The 16,462-nt window shown below is 52.7% G+C and carries 13 protein-coding genes and 4 pseudogenes; 12 read left to right on the top strand and 5 right to left on the bottom strand.

The window, feature by feature from the left end; genetic code table 11:
- Positions 1 to 180 precede the first annotated feature (180 nt).
- The 5 genes and pseudogenes from FFH21_RS28780 to FFH21_RS28755 form a co-directional block, all read left to right on the top strand.
- Positions 181 to 597 carry a hypothetical protein gene (locus FFH21_RS28780; protein ID WP_011282483.1) on the top strand — a complete coding sequence of 139 codons (417 nt, stop codon included), beginning with the start codon at positions 181 to 183 and terminating at the stop codon, positions 595 to 597.
- Positions 598 to 599: 2 nt separating this feature from the next.
- Positions 600 to 1,916 (top strand): hypothetical protein, encoded by a 1,317-nt coding sequence (locus tag FFH21_RS28775; protein ID WP_011282482.1) that lies wholly within the window; start codon positions 600 to 602, stop codon positions 1,914 to 1,916.
- 387 nt (positions 1,917 to 2,303) lie between these two features.
- A pseudogene (locus tag FFH21_RS28765) lies at positions 2,304 to 2,644 on the top strand (transposase zinc-binding domain-containing protein); the annotation flags it as partial.
- Positions 2,645 to 2,873: 229 nt separating this feature from the next.
- Positions 2,874 to 3,756, top strand: a pseudogene (locus tag FFH21_RS28760) (IS91 family transposase); the annotation flags it as partial.
- 185 nt (positions 3,757 to 3,941) lie between these two features.
- Positions 3,942 to 4,532 (top strand): annotated as a pseudogene (locus FFH21_RS28755) (IS256-like element ISPsy17 family transposase); the annotation flags it as partial.
- A 133-nt stretch (positions 4,533 to 4,665) separates the two neighbouring features.
- Here the strand turns inward: FFH21_RS28755 and FFH21_RS28745 are convergent.
- Positions 4,666 to 5,890, bottom strand: a protein-coding gene (locus FFH21_RS28745; RefSeq protein ID WP_095211518.1) for an IS91 family transposase whose coding sequence is annotated in 2 segments (ribosomal slippage) — positions 4,666 to 5,410 and positions 5,409 to 5,890 — 1,227 coding nt in all. Because the reading frame shifts where the segments join, the coding sequence is not laid out codon by codon here.
- A gap of 257 nt (positions 5,891 to 6,147) precedes the next feature.
- On the opposite strand from FFH21_RS28745, the gene hopQ1-1 reads away from it, so the two are divergent.
- A complete protein-coding gene (gene hopQ1-1, locus FFH21_RS28735; RefSeq protein ID WP_041924895.1) occupies positions 6,148 to 7,371 on the top strand; it encodes a type III secretion system effector HopQ1-1 in 1,224 nt (407 codons plus the stop codon).
- A gap of 115 nt (positions 7,372 to 7,486) precedes the next feature.
- Here the strand turns inward: hopQ1-1 and hopD1 are convergent, their stop codons facing one another.
- Positions 7,487 to 9,619, bottom strand: a complete 2,133-nt coding sequence (gene hopD1 / locus FFH21_RS28730) for a type III secretion system effector HopD1 (protein ID WP_011282444.1) — start codon at positions 9,617 to 9,619, stop codon at positions 7,487 to 7,489.
- 357 nt (positions 9,620 to 9,976) lie between these two features.
- Here hopD1 and FFH21_RS28725 point away from each other — a divergent pair, with 357 nt between their 5' ends.
- From FFH21_RS28725 to FFH21_RS28705, 5 genes are all read left to right on the top strand, one after another.
- Positions 9,977 to 10,354 (top strand): HopW family type III effector protein, encoded by a 378-nt coding sequence (locus FFH21_RS28725; RefSeq protein ID WP_306110115.1) that lies wholly within the window; start codon positions 9,977 to 9,979, stop codon positions 10,352 to 10,354.
- A 98-nt stretch (positions 10,355 to 10,452) separates the two neighbouring features.
- Positions 10,453 to 10,767: a hypothetical protein gene (locus FFH21_RS28720; protein WP_081002620.1), complete on the top strand. Its 315-nt coding sequence runs from the start codon at positions 10,453 to 10,455 to the stop codon at positions 10,765 to 10,767.
- 429 nt (positions 10,768 to 11,196) lie between these two features.
- Positions 11,197 to 11,379, top strand: a complete 183-nt coding sequence (locus FFH21_RS28715) for a hypothetical protein (protein WP_004661237.1) — start codon at positions 11,197 to 11,199, stop codon at positions 11,377 to 11,379.
- Positions 11,380 to 11,482: 103 nt separating this feature from the next.
- Positions 11,483 to 11,707, top strand: a complete 225-nt coding sequence (locus FFH21_RS28710; RefSeq protein WP_041924893.1) for a carbon storage regulator — start codon at positions 11,483 to 11,485, stop codon at positions 11,705 to 11,707.
- 14 nt (positions 11,708 to 11,721) lie between these two features.
- The gene (locus tag FFH21_RS28705) at positions 11,722 to 13,338 is read left to right on the top strand and encodes a glycoside hydrolase family 28 protein (RefSeq protein ID WP_011282450.1); all 1,617 of its coding nucleotides are present in this window, start codon (positions 11,722 to 11,724) and stop codon (positions 13,336 to 13,338) included.
- Positions 13,339 to 13,489: 151 nt separating this feature from the next.
- Here the strand turns inward: FFH21_RS28705 and FFH21_RS28700 are convergent, their stop codons facing one another.
- Both FFH21_RS28700 and FFH21_RS28695 read right to left on the bottom strand, forming a co-directional pair.
- A complete protein-coding gene (locus FFH21_RS28700) occupies positions 13,490 to 13,771 on the bottom strand; it encodes a type II toxin-antitoxin system RelE/ParE family toxin (RefSeq protein ID WP_002556029.1) in 282 nt (93 codons plus the stop codon).
- Complete coding sequence (locus FFH21_RS28695) at positions 13,771 to 13,959, bottom strand: hypothetical protein (RefSeq protein ID WP_002556028.1); 189 nt, start codon at positions 13,957 to 13,959, stop codon at positions 13,771 to 13,773. Before FFH21_RS28695 ends, FFH21_RS28700 begins: the two co-directional genes overlap by 1 nt.
- A gap of 179 nt (positions 13,960 to 14,138) precedes the next feature.
- Here FFH21_RS28695 and FFH21_RS28685 point away from each other — a divergent pair.
- Positions 14,139 to 15,019: pseudogene (locus FFH21_RS28685) on the top strand (transposase); the annotation flags it as partial.
- Positions 15,020 to 15,148: 129 nt separating this feature from the next.
- On the opposite strand, the gene FFH21_RS28680 reads toward FFH21_RS28685, so the two are convergent.
- On the bottom strand, positions 15,149 to 16,462 hold the full coding sequence (locus FFH21_RS28680) for a replication initiation protein (protein ID WP_032489053.1): 1,314 nt from the start codon (positions 16,460 to 16,462) through the stop codon (positions 15,149 to 15,151).

Genomic DNA, 16,462 nt, shown 5'->3' with positions numbered 1-16,462 from the left:
TTTAGGTATTATGATGAACGAGCAATACTACTCTATAGTAGATACGCTACCACATTCGATGGTTGCTAAAAATGTCGAAAGTGAGCCTAGTCTGGATGAGGCAGTTAAGTACATAGAACGTATAGATTTTTCGGCTATACAAGAAAAGCTTTGCAGTGATGACCCGTTGTTATGTAGACGATGGTCACCGCTAGGGAAGGTCTGAAAAAGCCTTTTCTTCAAAAGTCGAAGCCAGTAAATATAGGCGCTCCAGCCCGGTTCCTCTCCAAAAAAATGGGCTTTTTCAGAGGATACCTAGAGGCTGAAATTGGTATACAGTATTATAGAAATCTTTTATATATAAACAAAAAATATCAGCGTAAATACAATGTGTTACCTCCATTATTGGAAGTTGATGAAATTTGGCATCACCACATTCTGGATACTAGAGCATACATTACGGATTGTGAACATATTTTTGGTTATTATTTTCATCATTACCCTTATTTCGGAACTCGTGGAGAAAAAGATAAAAAAAATCTTCGCATCGCTTTTAAGTTAGTTCAAGACTTATATAAAGAAGAATTTGGCTACTATATGACAAATATATGGGAGTAATAATGCCTCCATACCTACAGAACATAAAAAAAAACCTGCTCAGTTTTATCGAAAGTCGATTATTTCCCTTTTTTGGCGTCTCTATATCCGCAGCACTCTTAGCCCATAAGAACATTCACGATCTTCCAGAATTCGCATACACTTTAGCAGTATACTCTGTAGTATCAACTGTATTTTCTATGCCTTTAGCATCTATTGGAAACATTTTTCACCTCCATCGAGACAAATTAACGCCTCAAGCTATCTTTGAAGAAGGCTTTAAAATATCTATTGTATTTTCCGTTTGTGCTTTTTTTGTGGCTATTTTGGTATATTTTTCCTTAGCCGGAGCAGGATTAAAAATAGATGGAGAAAAATTTTTTTTGTTGTCCGCTATTTATATACCCGCTATACCATTATTGGTTTTGAACACTTATCTACATATTTTTCATGAGTCTACAGGGGCTTCTTACATTTGTGCAAAAATAAAGAGATGGAGTATCCTTTCAGGATGCGCAGTTTTAGGACTGGCTTTTTTCATATCAAAGGATAAGTTTTTTTCATATTTTGCGATTGGATATTTTTCTTTGGTTGAAATACTCATATTAGTTTCTTTAGCTTTGCTCTCTAAAAGGCAAGGTTATGTTTTTGAAGCAAATAAAAAGTCAGCAATACTACATGATGTGGTGTCTCTTGGATTTCCTATAGCGGCCGGTCTGGCAGGGCAAAAGCTATACTACTACCTGTTGAATGAAAAGCTCTTATCCTTAGATAGTTCATTAGCGGGACATTTGTCTATTTGCATGTCTGTCATCGGCTTATTAAGTATACCTTTAGTTGCTTTTTCTCAAATGCACAGCGTTTATACTAGCAAAAATATCGCCACTGAAAATAATTTGTATTTAAAAGGTATTATCACCTGTACAGCCTTGATATTGTTAGTTTCTATTTTTTTGCTTATCGGTGGAAAACCCTTGTTTTATGTATTTGGAGATAATTCTTTAGAGTTTTCAGAAAAGGCCTTTTTAGTTATTTCTTTTTCTATGGCAAGCTCTGGTTTCTTCATGGTTACTACAAGCCATTTACGCGCTATGAGTGACACTCTAACACCGCAGATAATTATAAATTTAGTAATGCTTTTTATTTTGATTCCAATAATATATTTTACTTCGCTCGATAACGTGTCGGTATACATTTTTATTTCCTTGCAAGCATTTGCCGTTTTGTCAGTTACCCTTATTTTGCAACTCCGAATTTTTTCTTTAAACAAAAAATTTATAGCAAATTCTTTTGTGGCTGATTCTGGGGTTAGGGAACAACGGAACAGAAAGTGCACTTAAGCTCAGTGTCTGCCCGTGAACCATCGTGCAGCCCGGCCCTCCTTCTCCTCTCTGTAGGAAAGTTTCCGGATCGGAAACTTTGGCCACGATTTGGGGTCCGGGGAGCGCTGGAACAGCGAACCGACTTAAGGGGAGCGTTTCCGGCTAAACAGCGAGGTCTTGTTTGTCGGTCGAGCAGCGGGCATAGCCAATCAGGGTTGCGTCATGGCAAAAACTGTAACGTAAGACCTCCCTTCACTGCAAAAGATTTAGTACTAGCTAAATGAGATGGCTAATGGAGCCTATTTAGAACAGGGCAGCCTGCGGCTGCAAATCGCCCGTTCTTACGATCGCGTAGCAGCAGGAGCATGGATTTGAGCTTTGTCATGAGGCCCATTATTGATCATCATGAAGCCTGCTTACCCACCGCTGCTGCTTCAGATGAGTCCAGCCACACACCTCGACCGCTCAAAAACCTCTTCACCGCCAATCAATGCTGGGCACACCTCCTCGAGGAAGGCGGCTTGCGCGACATCGAAGTCGGGGCCGTCAGCAAAATGCTGGCCTGCGGCACCTCGATCCTGGGCGTCAAACACTACACCTGCGGCAACGACAGCTGCCCGCACGTCAAATACCTGTGCAACACCTGCGGCTGCCGCGCCTGTCCATCCTGCGGTAAAAAAGCTACCGATCAGTGGATCGCCAATCAACAGCACCGCTTACCCGAGTGTACCTGGCAACACCTGGTGTTCATGCATAGGAATTTCAAAATGCCTATGCATCAGGCTGATGCTATGACGGAGGCGTCATGCCTTCAAAGCGATGGGTAGGAAGACGCTGATGCGTTACTTATGCAGTGAAAATCCCTATCAACAAGCATTAATGCAGGTTATTTCACCGCGAAGCCTAGGTGCGGACGCACCTACCCCCTGTCAGGGCTTCACGTACCTCATCTGCGCAATCGCCTGAGCGTTGAGGTTCACATTGCCTGACACCCTGTGGCCGCTATTCTTTCATAACCGTCACTGGCTCGATGCCTTGTGCCGCCTGGCCGTCGACAACCTGCTCTATGCGGGCCGACGCCGGGGCGTGGAGGTGGGTGTTTTCTGCGCCATCCACCTACGGCCGGCGACTTAACTGGCACCCCCACATCCATGTCTCGGTCACCTTGGGTGGGATCGATGACGCAGGTGTCTGGAAAGATCTGTCGTGTCATCCATCAGCCTTGCGTCGACGCTGGATGTGGAATGTACGCCAGTACCTGCTCAGTCAGTGGGAGCACACCACCGTCCCACCTGAAAACGCTCATCTGCAAAGCGAAAATGACTGGCGTCACCTCGTGCTCAACGCCGGTGGTCAGCACTGGCACATCCACTTGTCGAAGAAGACGAAAAACGGCAAAAAGACCGTCAATTACCTGGGCCGCTACCTGAAAAAACCGCCGATCTCGGGCAGTCGTCTGGCCCATTACACCTCCGGTGCCACGTTGAGCTTCACCTACCTGGATCACCGCACCAAGACCTATCAGCAGGAAACACTAAGCCAGGCCGACATGCTGCGCCGAGGGGTGCAGCACATCCCGGAGAAGCACTTTCGGATGATCCGGTATTTTGGATTTCTGGCCAACCGCGTCTGTGGCCGACAGCTACCCCGGGTGTATGAGGCGCTACGCATGGAAAGGCGTGGCAAAGCGCAAAAACTGTATTTTGCGCAGATGAGCAAAGCGTTCTTGCATCGGGATCCGTTCAGCTGCGTGCTGTGCGGAGCACGGATGGTTTATACCGCAGCCATCGCCGGCCTGACCGTGCAGGGCTTGATCAACAACGCTCAAAGCATCGCGCAATTGAGGTACGTGCCGGCCTTAGACGGGAGAGGTGCGTCCAAAATCTGGAAAAGGTACAGAAAAGTTGCTTTCAATCCATTTTTCGGCGTGGGTGATCGGTGAAAAAAGCTTTTTGCCGACATCGACGCCACGTTGGCATCACGCAGAGGGTGCCTTTTTAGGAGGATTACCCTGTATAGGAATTATTGAAATTCCTATGCATCAAGTTTTGGATGAAGGTGTTCAACGACCTCAAGACTCGTGGCGTTGAAGATGTTCTGATCGCCGTCACGGATGGCCTCAAAGGAATACCGGAGGCGTTGGGGGCGGTTTTTCCTGCCACGACGCTGCAAACCTGCATCGTGCATCTGATCCGCAACAGCTTGGACTATGCCGCTTGGGATAAACGTCGGGCACTGGCCAAAGCACTCAAGCCGATCTACCAGGCGATCAATGCCGATGTGGCTGAGCAAGAGCTTAACGCCTTTGAAGCGGGCCCCTGGGGCAAGCAGTATCCGACTGTAGTTGCTGCATGGCGTCGCGCCTGGGATCGGGTTATACCGTTTTTTGTTTTTCCGGCGGGCATTCGCAAAGTGGTTTACACGACCAATGCCATCGAGAGCATCAATGCCCAGTTACGCAAGATCATCAAGACTCGAGGGCACTTCCCGACCGATGAGGCTGCGACGAAACTGATATGGCTTGGGTTGCGCAACATCACCGCCAACTGGGGTCATGCGGCACACGACTGGAAAGTGGCAATGAATCAATTTGCGATCCTATACGGAGACCGATTTACCAGACCGAGCTGGTAAAACAAGGGCCTGCCTGACGGCAGGCCCTAACCAGCCCGAACACAAAAAAACTGATACTCCCCAATACCTATCAGCAAGCGTTAATGCAGGTTATTTCACCGCGAAGCCTAGGTGCGGACGCACCTTCCCCCTGTCAGGGCTTCACGTACCTCATCTGCGCGATCGCCTGAGCGTTGAGGACCAGTCCCTGCACCGTCAGCCCGGCGATGGCTGCGGTATAAACCATCCGTGCTCCGCACAGCACGCAGCTGAACGGATCCCGATACAAGAACGCTTTGCTCATCTGCGCAAAATACAGTTTTTGCGCTTTGCCACGCCTTTCCATGCGTAGCGCCTCATACACCCGGGGTAGCTGTCGGCCACAGACGCGGTTGGCCAGAAATCCAAAATACCGGATCATCCGGAAATGCTTTTCCGGGATGTGCTGCACCACCCGGCGCAGCATGTCGGCCTGGCTCAGCGTTTCCTGCTGATAGGTCTGTGTGCGGTGATCCAGGTAGGTGAAGCTCAACGTGGCCCCGCAGGTGTAATGGGCCAGACGACTGCCCGAGATCGGCGGTTTTTTCAGGTAGCGGCCCAGGTAATTGACGGTCTTTTTGCCGTTTTTCGTCTTCTTCGACAAGTGGATGTGCCAGTGCTGACCACCAGCGTTGAGCACAAGGTGACGCCAGTCATTTTCGCTCTGCAGATGAGCGTTTTCAGGTGGGACGGTGGTGTGCTCCCACTGACTGAGCAGGTACTGGCGTACATTCCACATCCAGCGTCGACGCAAGGCTGATGGATGACACGACAGATCTTTCCAGACACCTGCGTCATCGATTCCACCCAAGGTGACCGAGACATGGATGTGTGGGTGCCAGTTAAGTCGCCGGCCGTAGGTGGATGGCGCAGAAAACACCCACCTCCACGCCCCGGCGTCGGCCCGCATAGAGCAGGTTGTCGACGGCCAGGCGGCACAAGGCATCGAGCCAGTGACGGTTATGAAAGAATAGCGGCCACAGGGTGTCAGGCAATGTGAACACCAGGTGTTGCCAGGTACACTCGGGTAAGCGGTGCTGTTGATTGGCGATCCACTGATCGGTAGCTTTTTTACCGCAGGATGGACAAGCGCGGCAACTGCAGGTGTTGCAGAGGTATTTGACGTGCGGGCAGCTGTCGTTGCCGCAGGTGTAGTGTTTGACGCCCAGGATCGAGGTGCCGCAGGCCAGCATTTTGGTGACGGACTCGACTTCGATGTCGCGCAAGCCGCCCTCCTCGAGAAGGTGTGCCCAGCATTGATTGGCGGTGAAGAGGTTTTTGAGCGGTCGAGGTGTGTAGGCTGGACTCATCTGAAGCAGCGGTGGGTAAGCAGGCTTCATGATGATCAAGAACGGGCGATTTGCAGCCGCAGGCTGCCCTGTTCTAACCCGGAGCGAGCTGCACTTGACCCTGGTGATGAAACCGAAACGGCGTTGCTTGCCACACAGCAGGTTCATCTATCCAGGAGGTCGACTCAATGCATCGTCCTATCACCGCAGGCCATACCACCTCACGTCTCATCCTAGATCAGTTAAAACAAATATCACGTACCCCATCGGAAAGTAGCGTGCAATCAGCACTTTCTCAGCAAGCAAGCATGAGCAGCCCAGTTTTGGAGCGGTCGAAAAGTGCGCCAGCTTTATTGACTGCGGCACAGCGCACGATGCTTGCACAAGTGGGAGCCTGTAACTCTCATCTGACCTCAGACGAAAACATGGCCATCAATGAACTGAGATTACACAAGCCCCGGTTACCTAAGGATACGTGGTTTTTCACTGATCCTAACAAGGACCCGGATGATGTCGTGACCTACACCTTGGGCAAGCAATTGCAGGCTGAGGGCTTTGTGCACATCACGGACGTAGTGGCAACACTGGGTGATGCTGAAGTTCGCTCTCAACGTGCCGAGATGGCCAAAGGCGTGTTCAACAAGCTTGGGTTGCATGACGTGCATGTGTCGCGTGGTCGGGATTACGCGATGAATTCGCTTCAGTCGAAGGAACATGCCAAATTTTTACTGGAAGGTCATGCTTTAAGGGCTGGACCTGGTGAAATACACCGCGACAGCTTGCAGGACATGAGCAGGCGCCTGGCCCGTGCGCCACATGGAGTCGGTATTGTCGTAATTGCAGGCATGAGTGATATCAATGCTCTCATCACTACCTGCCCGGATATGGTGCGCGAACGGGTTGATGACATTACCATCATGGGCGGCGTCGAGCCTTTAAAGGACGCAGATGGTTTTGTACAGCCTGATGCACGCGCTTACAACAATGCGACCGACATGGATGCTGCGCGCAGTCTTTATCGGAAAGCGCAGGAGCTTGGCATTCCACTTCGTATAGTGACAAAGGAGGCGGCCTATAAAACGGCGGTTTCGCCTTCATTTTACGAAGGGATAGCGGGGAGCGGACATCCAGTAGGCCACTACCTGAGAGACGTTCAGAAGAGTGCGTTGAAAGGCCTCTGGGAAGGTATTCAAGCTGGATTGCTTCCCGGGTTGGATGACTCATGGTTCTTTCGGACGTTCATGCCAAATGCACAGATTGAAGCAGCACAACTGGATAAAAATAAAGAGAGTTCGTTTGAAGATATCTGGCCTAAGGTGACGAAGCTAAACCTGTATGATCCTCTGACATTACTGGCCTCAGTGCCAGGGGCGGCAAAACTGCTATTTAAACCAAAAGCTATACACACAGAAGGATTTGGTGTTGTAGAGCAAGTAGGTCCAGATGATGTGACGCATCCAGAGAAAGCAAAGTTATTGATGTCCGCTTTAGCCAAATCTGCGCTTGTCCAGTCGACGGTAGCCCCAGATTGACCCGTAGTGCCGACAAATGTGGGAGCATCCGCGATGGCGAGGGTAGCACGGTGAAAAACCATGCTACCCGCCTGACTGCTGCTCGTGAAGTCCAGTAGGTCGCGTCGACTATGATTCAGGGTGCGGGCTGCCGCGACGTGTCGGGCACAGCCAGGTCTTGATACGGAATACGTTCGGCCAATGGAGCCTCACCGTATCCAAGCTTCCGAACCAGGGCGGGAATTGCCTCAAAGCTGGCATTCATGCCGTTGACAATCGCAGATCCCACATGGCGCAGGAACTCGCTCCGGGGAGCCAGCATTTGATGTAGCTCCTCTGCGGAAATTTCACGGTCTCCAGCTTCCATGTGCTGGCTGGCCCGCGCAAGGATGGTTTGTGCCACGCGTGCATGCTTGGCATTGTCGGAATCAAATAGCCCGGGAACGTTGACACGCCCGCCAAGCGCCAACGCGTTCAGAGCGATGGCTTCGATTGGATTGAAGACGGCGTTCCGGAAAATACGCAGTATCTGTTCCGACACTAGCCCGGTTGCCTTGCTGCTGGCAATCAGTGGAATCATCCCGACAATCGCTGCCAGTCCCATGGACTTGACAGCGGTGCTCTCACCCGGAGCAATATCCAGCGCATGGCGCGTCATCCGCTCAATCGTCTCTTTGGTATCCATCCCCTCGCCTGGATGAGCCATCACGCCGTCCTTCATGCTCTGGAATAAGCCAGCACGCATCAGCTCTTCACTTTCCTTGACCTCGGGTGGGATACCGGAGGCGGCGCCAAAGATGGCCGCTTCAGTTGTTATCGAGTTTGCCGCAAGATCGGCGACTCTGGATTTGAAGCCTGCGTACTGCAAAACATTATTGGGGAATGACATCGCCGAGGAGATGGCGCCTGCCTTCAACGCCTTGGGGAGTAGATCTTTCATGGACCACAACTCACCTTTCATGCCTTTGATGATGACAAGTACGCAAAAGGAGTCCATGGCCTCGATAATAAAAGGAGGCACTGAATCGATTCCAGCCAATTGCAGGGCATATTGGCTCGGTGAGAAATTTTTGCCGAAGATGGCATTTTTCAAAAGCTCAGAAGCGCCAAGCTCCCATGCCGAGCCGAGTATGCTGCTGACCCCGATGCTGCCGGCTAGACCGCCGAGCTGGAATTCCTTCTTGGTGGCTACATGCAACAATTCCTGTGCGCCCAGGCGAACCTGAAGATCGTCGTCCCCCTTGAGTTTCTGGTTGATGAACTCGGAGAGGACATCGTCATTGGACGTGATCGTGGGAGCACATGAGGCGAGAAATGCTTTCGCGCTTATCTGGCCGCCATCCGCGATCTCAATCAACGCGCCTGGGCCAAATGCCCCAGCCCCCCGCTCGATAGCCTTGAGCAATAAGGGTATATGGATGTCTGCGTTGACGTCCTCATCTACCCGCTCCGACGAGCTGCCCCCGGACATCAGTTGCGCCTTCTCCACCGTGAAGGCGCCTTTTAATTCCTCAAGTGCTTGCTCAATATCCCGACGTGACCGCATTTCCAGCTGGACCCCGGCAATGCTCGCGGCCTGTGGTGGAAATGCCTGGTCGGCCTGCACAAACGATAGCAGGGCCTGCACTACCGGGTTATCGGAAACAAGGCTACCAGAGTCCCTGCGGACCGACCCGATATGCACGGGCTTTGGCTGTGATGGCGGACGAGAATGGTCTGGCGAGCTCACTAACGGAGTTTCCAGGCTACTGCTATCCACTGCATCTTGTGAGAGAACGCTACTCATACCTAGATGGGTCCGTTCACTCAAGACAGAAGATGCTGAACCATGTGCGGGTGGGGGGCTGGGTACGTCGAAGGATATGGCTTTCGAAGAGCCATGCAAATGTGCGCTGACGATGTCGTACTCCGATTGATCATTTAATCGGGCCTGAACCGTCAGCTCGTTATTAATCAAGTGGTCGGTTCTCACGGTATCGGTGTCAGCTGGCAGACAGATTGACGCTTTATAGGTTACTTGCGTGTGGTTACTGGATTGAAATTGAAATGTGCCATCCTGCAGAGCGTTGCGTACCAGTGATGCAAGGCGTTGGTGTTCGGCATTAGCTGAAAGGCGTTCTAGAGCCTGGTGAGCGCTTTGGCTCAATTGAGAAGGTGAAATCCTTTTAGGATGGGATTGCTGGGCCTGAGGGCCCACCGCGTCTAATGGCTGACCGCCACTGATTGGGGGAGTTGTAATGTTGTGTTGAATAGATCGTAGAGGATTCATAGCTCTATTAGCTGTCCCGGATGAATTAATCAGATCCAATGTGTGGTCGCAAGGGCTCTTGGGTTCCAAAGACAGACTCAAAACCGGCGAATGCGTCGAGCGGGAAGCACACCACTGACATGGACACACTGCGCGACGAAATGCTCGCAGCGGATTTGCCGATCTGCCCCGCTCATTTTCACTCGCAGCTAATGTGAGTTGCCAGCGATGTAATGCAAGCAGACGCAGTTGAATGCAAGCTCGCTCGCAACTAATGTGAGCCCGAGGGCTCCGTCAGTCGCAGATAATCTGAGCTGAAAAGTCGCTGGCTGCGAGCACGCCCATTTTCGATTGCAAGCCGTTACATATTAGGCAGCGATGAATTTTCACCCAATCTCTAGGAACTTTTCTGGGCGGAGCACCACTCATATTTTTATGGAAAGCTACACCGCTGAGAGAAGGAATAGACCAATGAATCCAGCTCGGATCACCTGCTTCCCCCATTCATTCCCGCCGAGTTTTTCTCGTACTTCCTCTTCAGCCGAAAACAGTCATGCGCAATCGTCGCAGCAGGTTCTTACCCGTGCGTTCGTCGCGTCTGGTGAACTGAATGCGGCGTTCGGACGGACCTCCACTGCCTTTGCGCAGCATTTCACAAGACTTCTGGCTACCCTTCAGCATGAGTTGGAGAGAAAGACCCAGCCGTTTACGGATCTCGCACAACTAGCTATTTTCAGAATTTTGCGCCCCCCCTGATTAGGCCTCTATTTGCAACAGCAAAATGAATCGTTTAATATCGAAAAATAAAAAATCAACTTCAAGCTATCAAATATCAGCCATGGCGGAGAAAATTCATGCTGAAAATATTACCCAAAAATAATAATTTTACATTATTTGCTACAATGGTATTCGGAATTTCTTTTTTTTTCGCTATATCAACTTCAACCTACGCAGAAGATCTAGGAGCAGTTTCAGTGTTTGGTGATGTAAAGCCTGCAAATCCTACAAATCAGCAGGTGTGGAATTCGCACTGGAGTCAAGCTTACGATAACTGTAGAAAACAGTTCGGTAATGCTCACTCTGTAGTTTTAGATAGCTGGGAAGTCACTGCAGGGGGAAGGCAGTCTGATCATTGGCAAATTAATAGTGTCTGGACTTGCAGAAGCTGACTTAAGAGGGTTTGGAGGAAACATGTAGTGAGTCGGCGCGCGAGTGTATAGGGTCTGGTTCCGGCTGGGGACGACCATCGCGCGGGTCGGTGGAAAGGAGGAGTTCACCAAGCGCACCGACATTGATTTCACCGGCGGCCTGGCGTCACATTCTACTGAACGGCCACTACACCTTCCAGAGCGGCAAATGATCGACCTGGACAGGCTGGAGCTGGGGGGAACGGAATTTTATAAGGGGCCGGCTCCCCCCCCCCTTCTCGATGCTTTTGTTGATACAAGTCAATGACGGGGGCTCTTGGTTTCGTACTGGTGGAACCTAATGACTATGAACGCCAACCAAAGACTGCGTTATCTAAAAATCACGAGAAAAGACAGGTCCACATTAGCAGAACTTAATTTTCTCCCCGCAAAAGAGGCACGAAATGTCTTATGAAGCTTTCAATTGCATGCATTGGAGTGCTCATTTTCGGAGAGTTTCTGCTTGAAATTGGCCTTCCCACTACTGACCTTGTGCTTGTTAAAGAGGGGCTTTTGGCGCTCATCGCTTCAATTGTAATCTTTCTGGCAGAACTAGGCTTGGCGGCCTTGAAATCCTTGCGTGAAGATTCTTGATCCGGAGTCGTGACCAAGCATGCCCAGCCGCTACATGCTGGGCCTAATCAGTAGAGGCTCGTCCATGTCCACCTCCAGGCAATCAATAAGAGAGGAAAACTCTATGCTTGTTCTGACTCGCCGTGAAGGTGAAAATATTATGATTGAGGGTGGGATTGAGATCCAAGTCCTCGTTGTTTCAGAGTTCGATCAGATTGTGCGTATCGGGATTGAAGCACCGAAAGTCGCCATTGTTCAATGCAGAGACATTGATAGAAAGGTAACTGAACACAAGCCCAGGCCTGTCATCATTCATAAGTGTCGGTGGCGCTCATTGGTCAAAAAATAGGTAGGAAAGCTTTCATGAACATGCAATCTTTCATCGCGGCGGGGCAAAAATACGGTGCCTGCACGTTTCGGCACGTATTCTGGATAGCCACTTCCGTGGGTATTTCGCTTACTGTCACTTTACCCACGCAGGCGGCCAGCGACGCTGCAGTAGTCACGTCCTGGGGCAGGGTAAGCGAGCCATCCAGCCCGCCAGTTTGCAAGCAGATACAGGCCACACTAACGCCCAGGAACGGCTCACTGGACAGTGTCGACAGTGCGGCGCTCGACTCCCGACCTGACCAGGACAGAATCCAGAGTGCAATCGACGGTTGTGCCGCCGGACAAGCCGTCCAGCTTGTCAAAGGCACAGGTGACAACTCAGCGTTCCTCAGCGGTCCTCTGCAACTGAAGTCTGGCGTTACGCTGTGGGTCGACGAGGGCGTTACGCTTTTCGCGTCACGCAACCCCAAAGACTATGACAACGGCAAGGGCACCTGCGGAGTGACCACGGTCGCCAATCAGGACGCCTGCAACTCGCTGATTTCTGCAAAAAACACCCGCGCCAGCGGCGTGATCGGAAAAGGCGTGATTGATGGTCGCGGCGGGAGTCTGCTTACCTCAGGGGCAAATGCCAATCTGCGCAGCTGGTGGGACCTTGTTTACCAGAAGACCTTGTCCAATGCTTACCAGCAAAAACCGCGCCTGATTCAGGTCAGTGGGGGGACAGACTTTGTCATCCAGGGGCTAACGCTGCAAAACGCGCCGGCCTTCAACATTGTGACTGACGGCGTGACAGGGGTGACTGTCTGGGGGATCAAGATTTTGAATCCCAGCCGCGTCTATACGGTTGAGGGTTATCACTGCCCGACCGGCTCGACGCCTGACCAGAAAACCCCGGGCACCTGCTTTACCCCGGAAACCGTGAAGAACACCGATGGCTTCGACCCCGGCCAATCACACAAGGTACTGCTGGCCTACTCCTATATCAGTACAGGCGATGACAACGTAGCGATAAAGTCCAGCCGCCTCCCCGGCAGCCGGGACCTGATGTTCGCGCACAATCACTTCTACTATGGGCACGGCTTGTCCATCGGCAGTGAAACCAACGGCGGCGTACACAATGTCAGCGTTGTGGATCTGGCAGCAGATGGCGCAGACAGCCAGGACGGCATTGGATTGAGAATAAAGTCAGGAGCCAAGAGCGGAGGGACCGTCGACAGCGTCAGCTACGCGAACATATGCATGCGCAACGTCAAATTCCCGCTAGTGTTCGACACCAACTACGGCAGCGCCGGCGGAACCTCGTACCCTGATTTCAGTGGTATCACCGTGAAAGGCTTCCACTACCTGGGCAGCCAACGCTTCGGTGGCGGTAAGACGACTTTTGTCGGATACAATGACAACGGCCAAAAACGACCGATTTTCATCACGCTGGATAACGTTGTCTTTGACGGAACCCAACCCAGCTTCACCGGACTCACCTCGACCCACTTCATATTGGGGCCAGGGCCGGTCAGTTTCGCCAACAAACTGGCGCCTTCGATAAAGGATGACGTCACGGTGTCCGGAAGTCCTGGTAACGGAACACCGGTCGATTGCACGGCAGCGTTTGTACCGATGAAATCCGTGGTGCCTGAGGCTCCGTTCTAGGGGGCCGGGGAGCAATGGAACAGCCAACCGACTTAAGGAGCCGCAGGACTCTCCTGAGCTCACGGTAATCTGCTCAATACGCTGTCCGAAAGAGGATCGTCCTACGGACGCTCAGCAAGCAGCCGCTTAATACCCGCAAATACGCCACCAATCAGGGAGAGGGGTATTCCTGCCTAGCGTGGATTACGTTCACGACCTCGATGCGCTTGAGGGTGACACGATAGACCAAGACGTAGTTTGGGTGAGCCACCAGCTCGCGAGTGCCTGGCGCTCGCCCAGAACGATATAAATAGGGGTGTTCGGCTACCGGCTCGATAGCCTCCTGCAGGAGGCTTTTCAACCGGCGCGCTGCGCTCGGGTTTTCCCATGCGATGTAGGTTGCGATTTCGCGCAGATCATCCAGTGCGGGACTGAGCCAGACCACCGGCAGCATCAGCGTTTCTCACGTTGGGTTTCAACCTGATCGATCAGCGCTTCTATTTCCGCCATGACCTCATCATGAGGGATGGCCGGACGCGGATCGGCCAGACTGGCGGCGACCTTGGCGCGAAACCAGCGGTCGTAGCTTGCGGCCTGTTCATCGGTTTCGAATTCTGAAACGATGGGTGAGAGGTTGGCCATGTGGCTTTCTCCAGCTGGGAGGGTTTTACATCACTGTTACATAGCGTTTACGCCATGTGTACGTCATTTTCGCATCATATGAACAGGGCAGCCTGCGGCTGCAAATCGCCCGTTCTTACGATCGCGTAGCAGCAGAAACATCGATTTGAGCTTTGCCATGAGGCCCGTTATTGACCATCATGAAGCCTGCTTACCCACCGCTGCTGCTTCAGATGAGTCCTGCCTACACACCTCGACCGCTCAAAAACCTCTTCACCGCTAACCAGTGCTGGGCACACCTCCTCGAGGAGGGCGGCTTACGCGACATCACACGCTATGGCCCCTGTTCTTCTACAACCGCTGGCTGCTCGATGCGCTGTTTCGGCTGGCGGCCGATAACCTGATCTACGCCGCCAAGCGGCGCGGTTTGCGCGTCGGGATTTAAGGGGCGCTGCACACCTATGGCCGGCGGCTCAACTGGCATCCCCACGTCCACCTGTCGGTGACCGCGGGCGGCCTGGATGAGCAGGGCGTCTGGAAAAATCTGTCGTTCCACAAAGAGGCCCTGCGGCGGCGCTGGATGTGGCTGGTGCGCGATTACCTGCTGGGACAGCCGCTTTCGCAACTGACGATGCCGCCGCCGCTGGCCCACATCCTCTGTGAAAGCGACTGGCGCCGTTTGATACTGACCGCTGGTGGCCAGCACTGGCACATCCACTTGTCGAAGAAGACGAAAAACGGCCGAAAGACCGTCAATTACCTGGGCCGCTACCTGAAAAAACCGCCCATCTCGGGCAGTCGTCTGGCGCATTACACCAACGGGGCCACGTTGAGCTTCACCTACCTGGATCACCGCACACAGACCTATCAGCAGGAAACGCTGAGCCAGGCCGACATGCTTTTCCGGGTGGTGCAGCACATCCCGGAGAAGCACTTTCGGATGATCCGGTATTTTGGATTTCTGGCCAACCGCGTCTGTGGCCGACAGCTACCCCGGGTGTATGAGGCGCTACGCATGGAAAGGCGTGGCAAAGCGCAAAAACTGTATTTTGCGCAGATGAGCAAAGCGTTCATGCATAGGCATTTTGAAATGCCTATGCATTGAAGGCATGACGCCTCCGTCATAGCGTCAGCCTGATGCATAGGCATTTTGAAATTCCTATGCATGAACCACTGCCTGGTCGCAATTAACTCATTCAACCACGCCCCATCATGAACAATCATCATGTTCTGTTTTTAAGAGCTCTCCGGCTTGCGGCCCCTGCGGTACCGCAGATATCTGATGTACACCGGATTGCACACTCGAGGCGCGGCCATCAGCAGGCTGACCAACGTGGGCCTGAACGGGTGGGGTAGCAGGTGAACGATCTTGCCGAGGTGGTACGGACACAGCCTTACGGCTGGCCCTGAGAACGCTCACAGTGGCCGGTCGGGAGACTTCCGTGAGGATGTGCGCGTAGCTGGCCACCGTTCTCACCGAAACGCCGGCGAGCGTGGCAATGGCAGAACGCACCAACGCTTTGCCCTGGTCCTGAAGCTGCCTGCACGCGGCGCGGATCTTCGATTCTGTGGCTTTGTGCCTCAGCTCATTAGTGCGCTTGGCCGCCAGGCTCTGCCGTTCGGTGAGCGACAAGCTGCCATCGAGCTGCATGGCCCCTCGGTGGCAACGGCGATCACCGGTGTAGCGATCCCACGTCCAGCGGCCTACGGATTTGACCGTGGCGCGTATCGACGACAGCGGCAGGTTTTCCGAAAACCCCTGCTTCAGAAAGCTGTTGTGGTTGTACGCATACGCATCGAGCGAGCGCATGAACGACTCGAACGAACCCAGCTCGCGCTCGCGATTGACGATGCTGTACGCAAAATAACGCAATTGCTCGAACAGGATGCAGTGCCGCGAATGACTGACCTGGTCAAGCTTGGGGCCGGTGGCCCACGGCTTGACGGTCAACTCCACCGCACTCGCCAGTTCGCCCAGTTCGTATATGTGGCTGTGGAATTCGGTCGTCTCCCACCAAGGGTGACCCGGTGTCTTGGCCACAGGGCCACCGTGGTAGTCCACGTCCGCGTCGAGGCGAGCAGCAAACGCGGCATAGATCGCCTTCATGTACTGAATCGGCTTGGCCCGTGCATTCTCGGTGGTGCACACGGACGGCACGGCATAGAACAGCTGGGAATGGCCGCTTTTGCGATTGCGCACCATCAGGTTCGGCGCAGGTAACCCGGCATCGTCCCAGGCCAAGGCGTTGGCATGGTCCAGGTCGAACACCAGCCAGGACACCATGCCAGGACGATTGACCTGCATGTAGGGGTAACGCAGCGCGTATTCACGTGGACGAACGCGGGTCGCGGTTTTGTCGTCGCTGCACCGCGCGAGGTACGGCGCTTCCAGCAATAACCGGTTGAGCGCAGTGCCGTCTTCGAAGAAACGGGCCGGTGGCATGTGGGTGCTCGTGGCCAGAGGATCAGCGTTGGCCGTGGGGGAGGTCGCGAGGGCAAGACTGATCGCGTTGTCGTGACTCAT

It is taken from the genome of Pseudomonas sp. KBS0707 (genome assembly GCF_005937945.2).
Taxonomy (GTDB): Bacteria; Pseudomonadota; Gammaproteobacteria; order Pseudomonadales; family Pseudomonadaceae; genus Aquipseudomonas; species Aquipseudomonas amygdali.
This window is presented reverse-complemented; position numbering and strand designations above follow the sequence as displayed.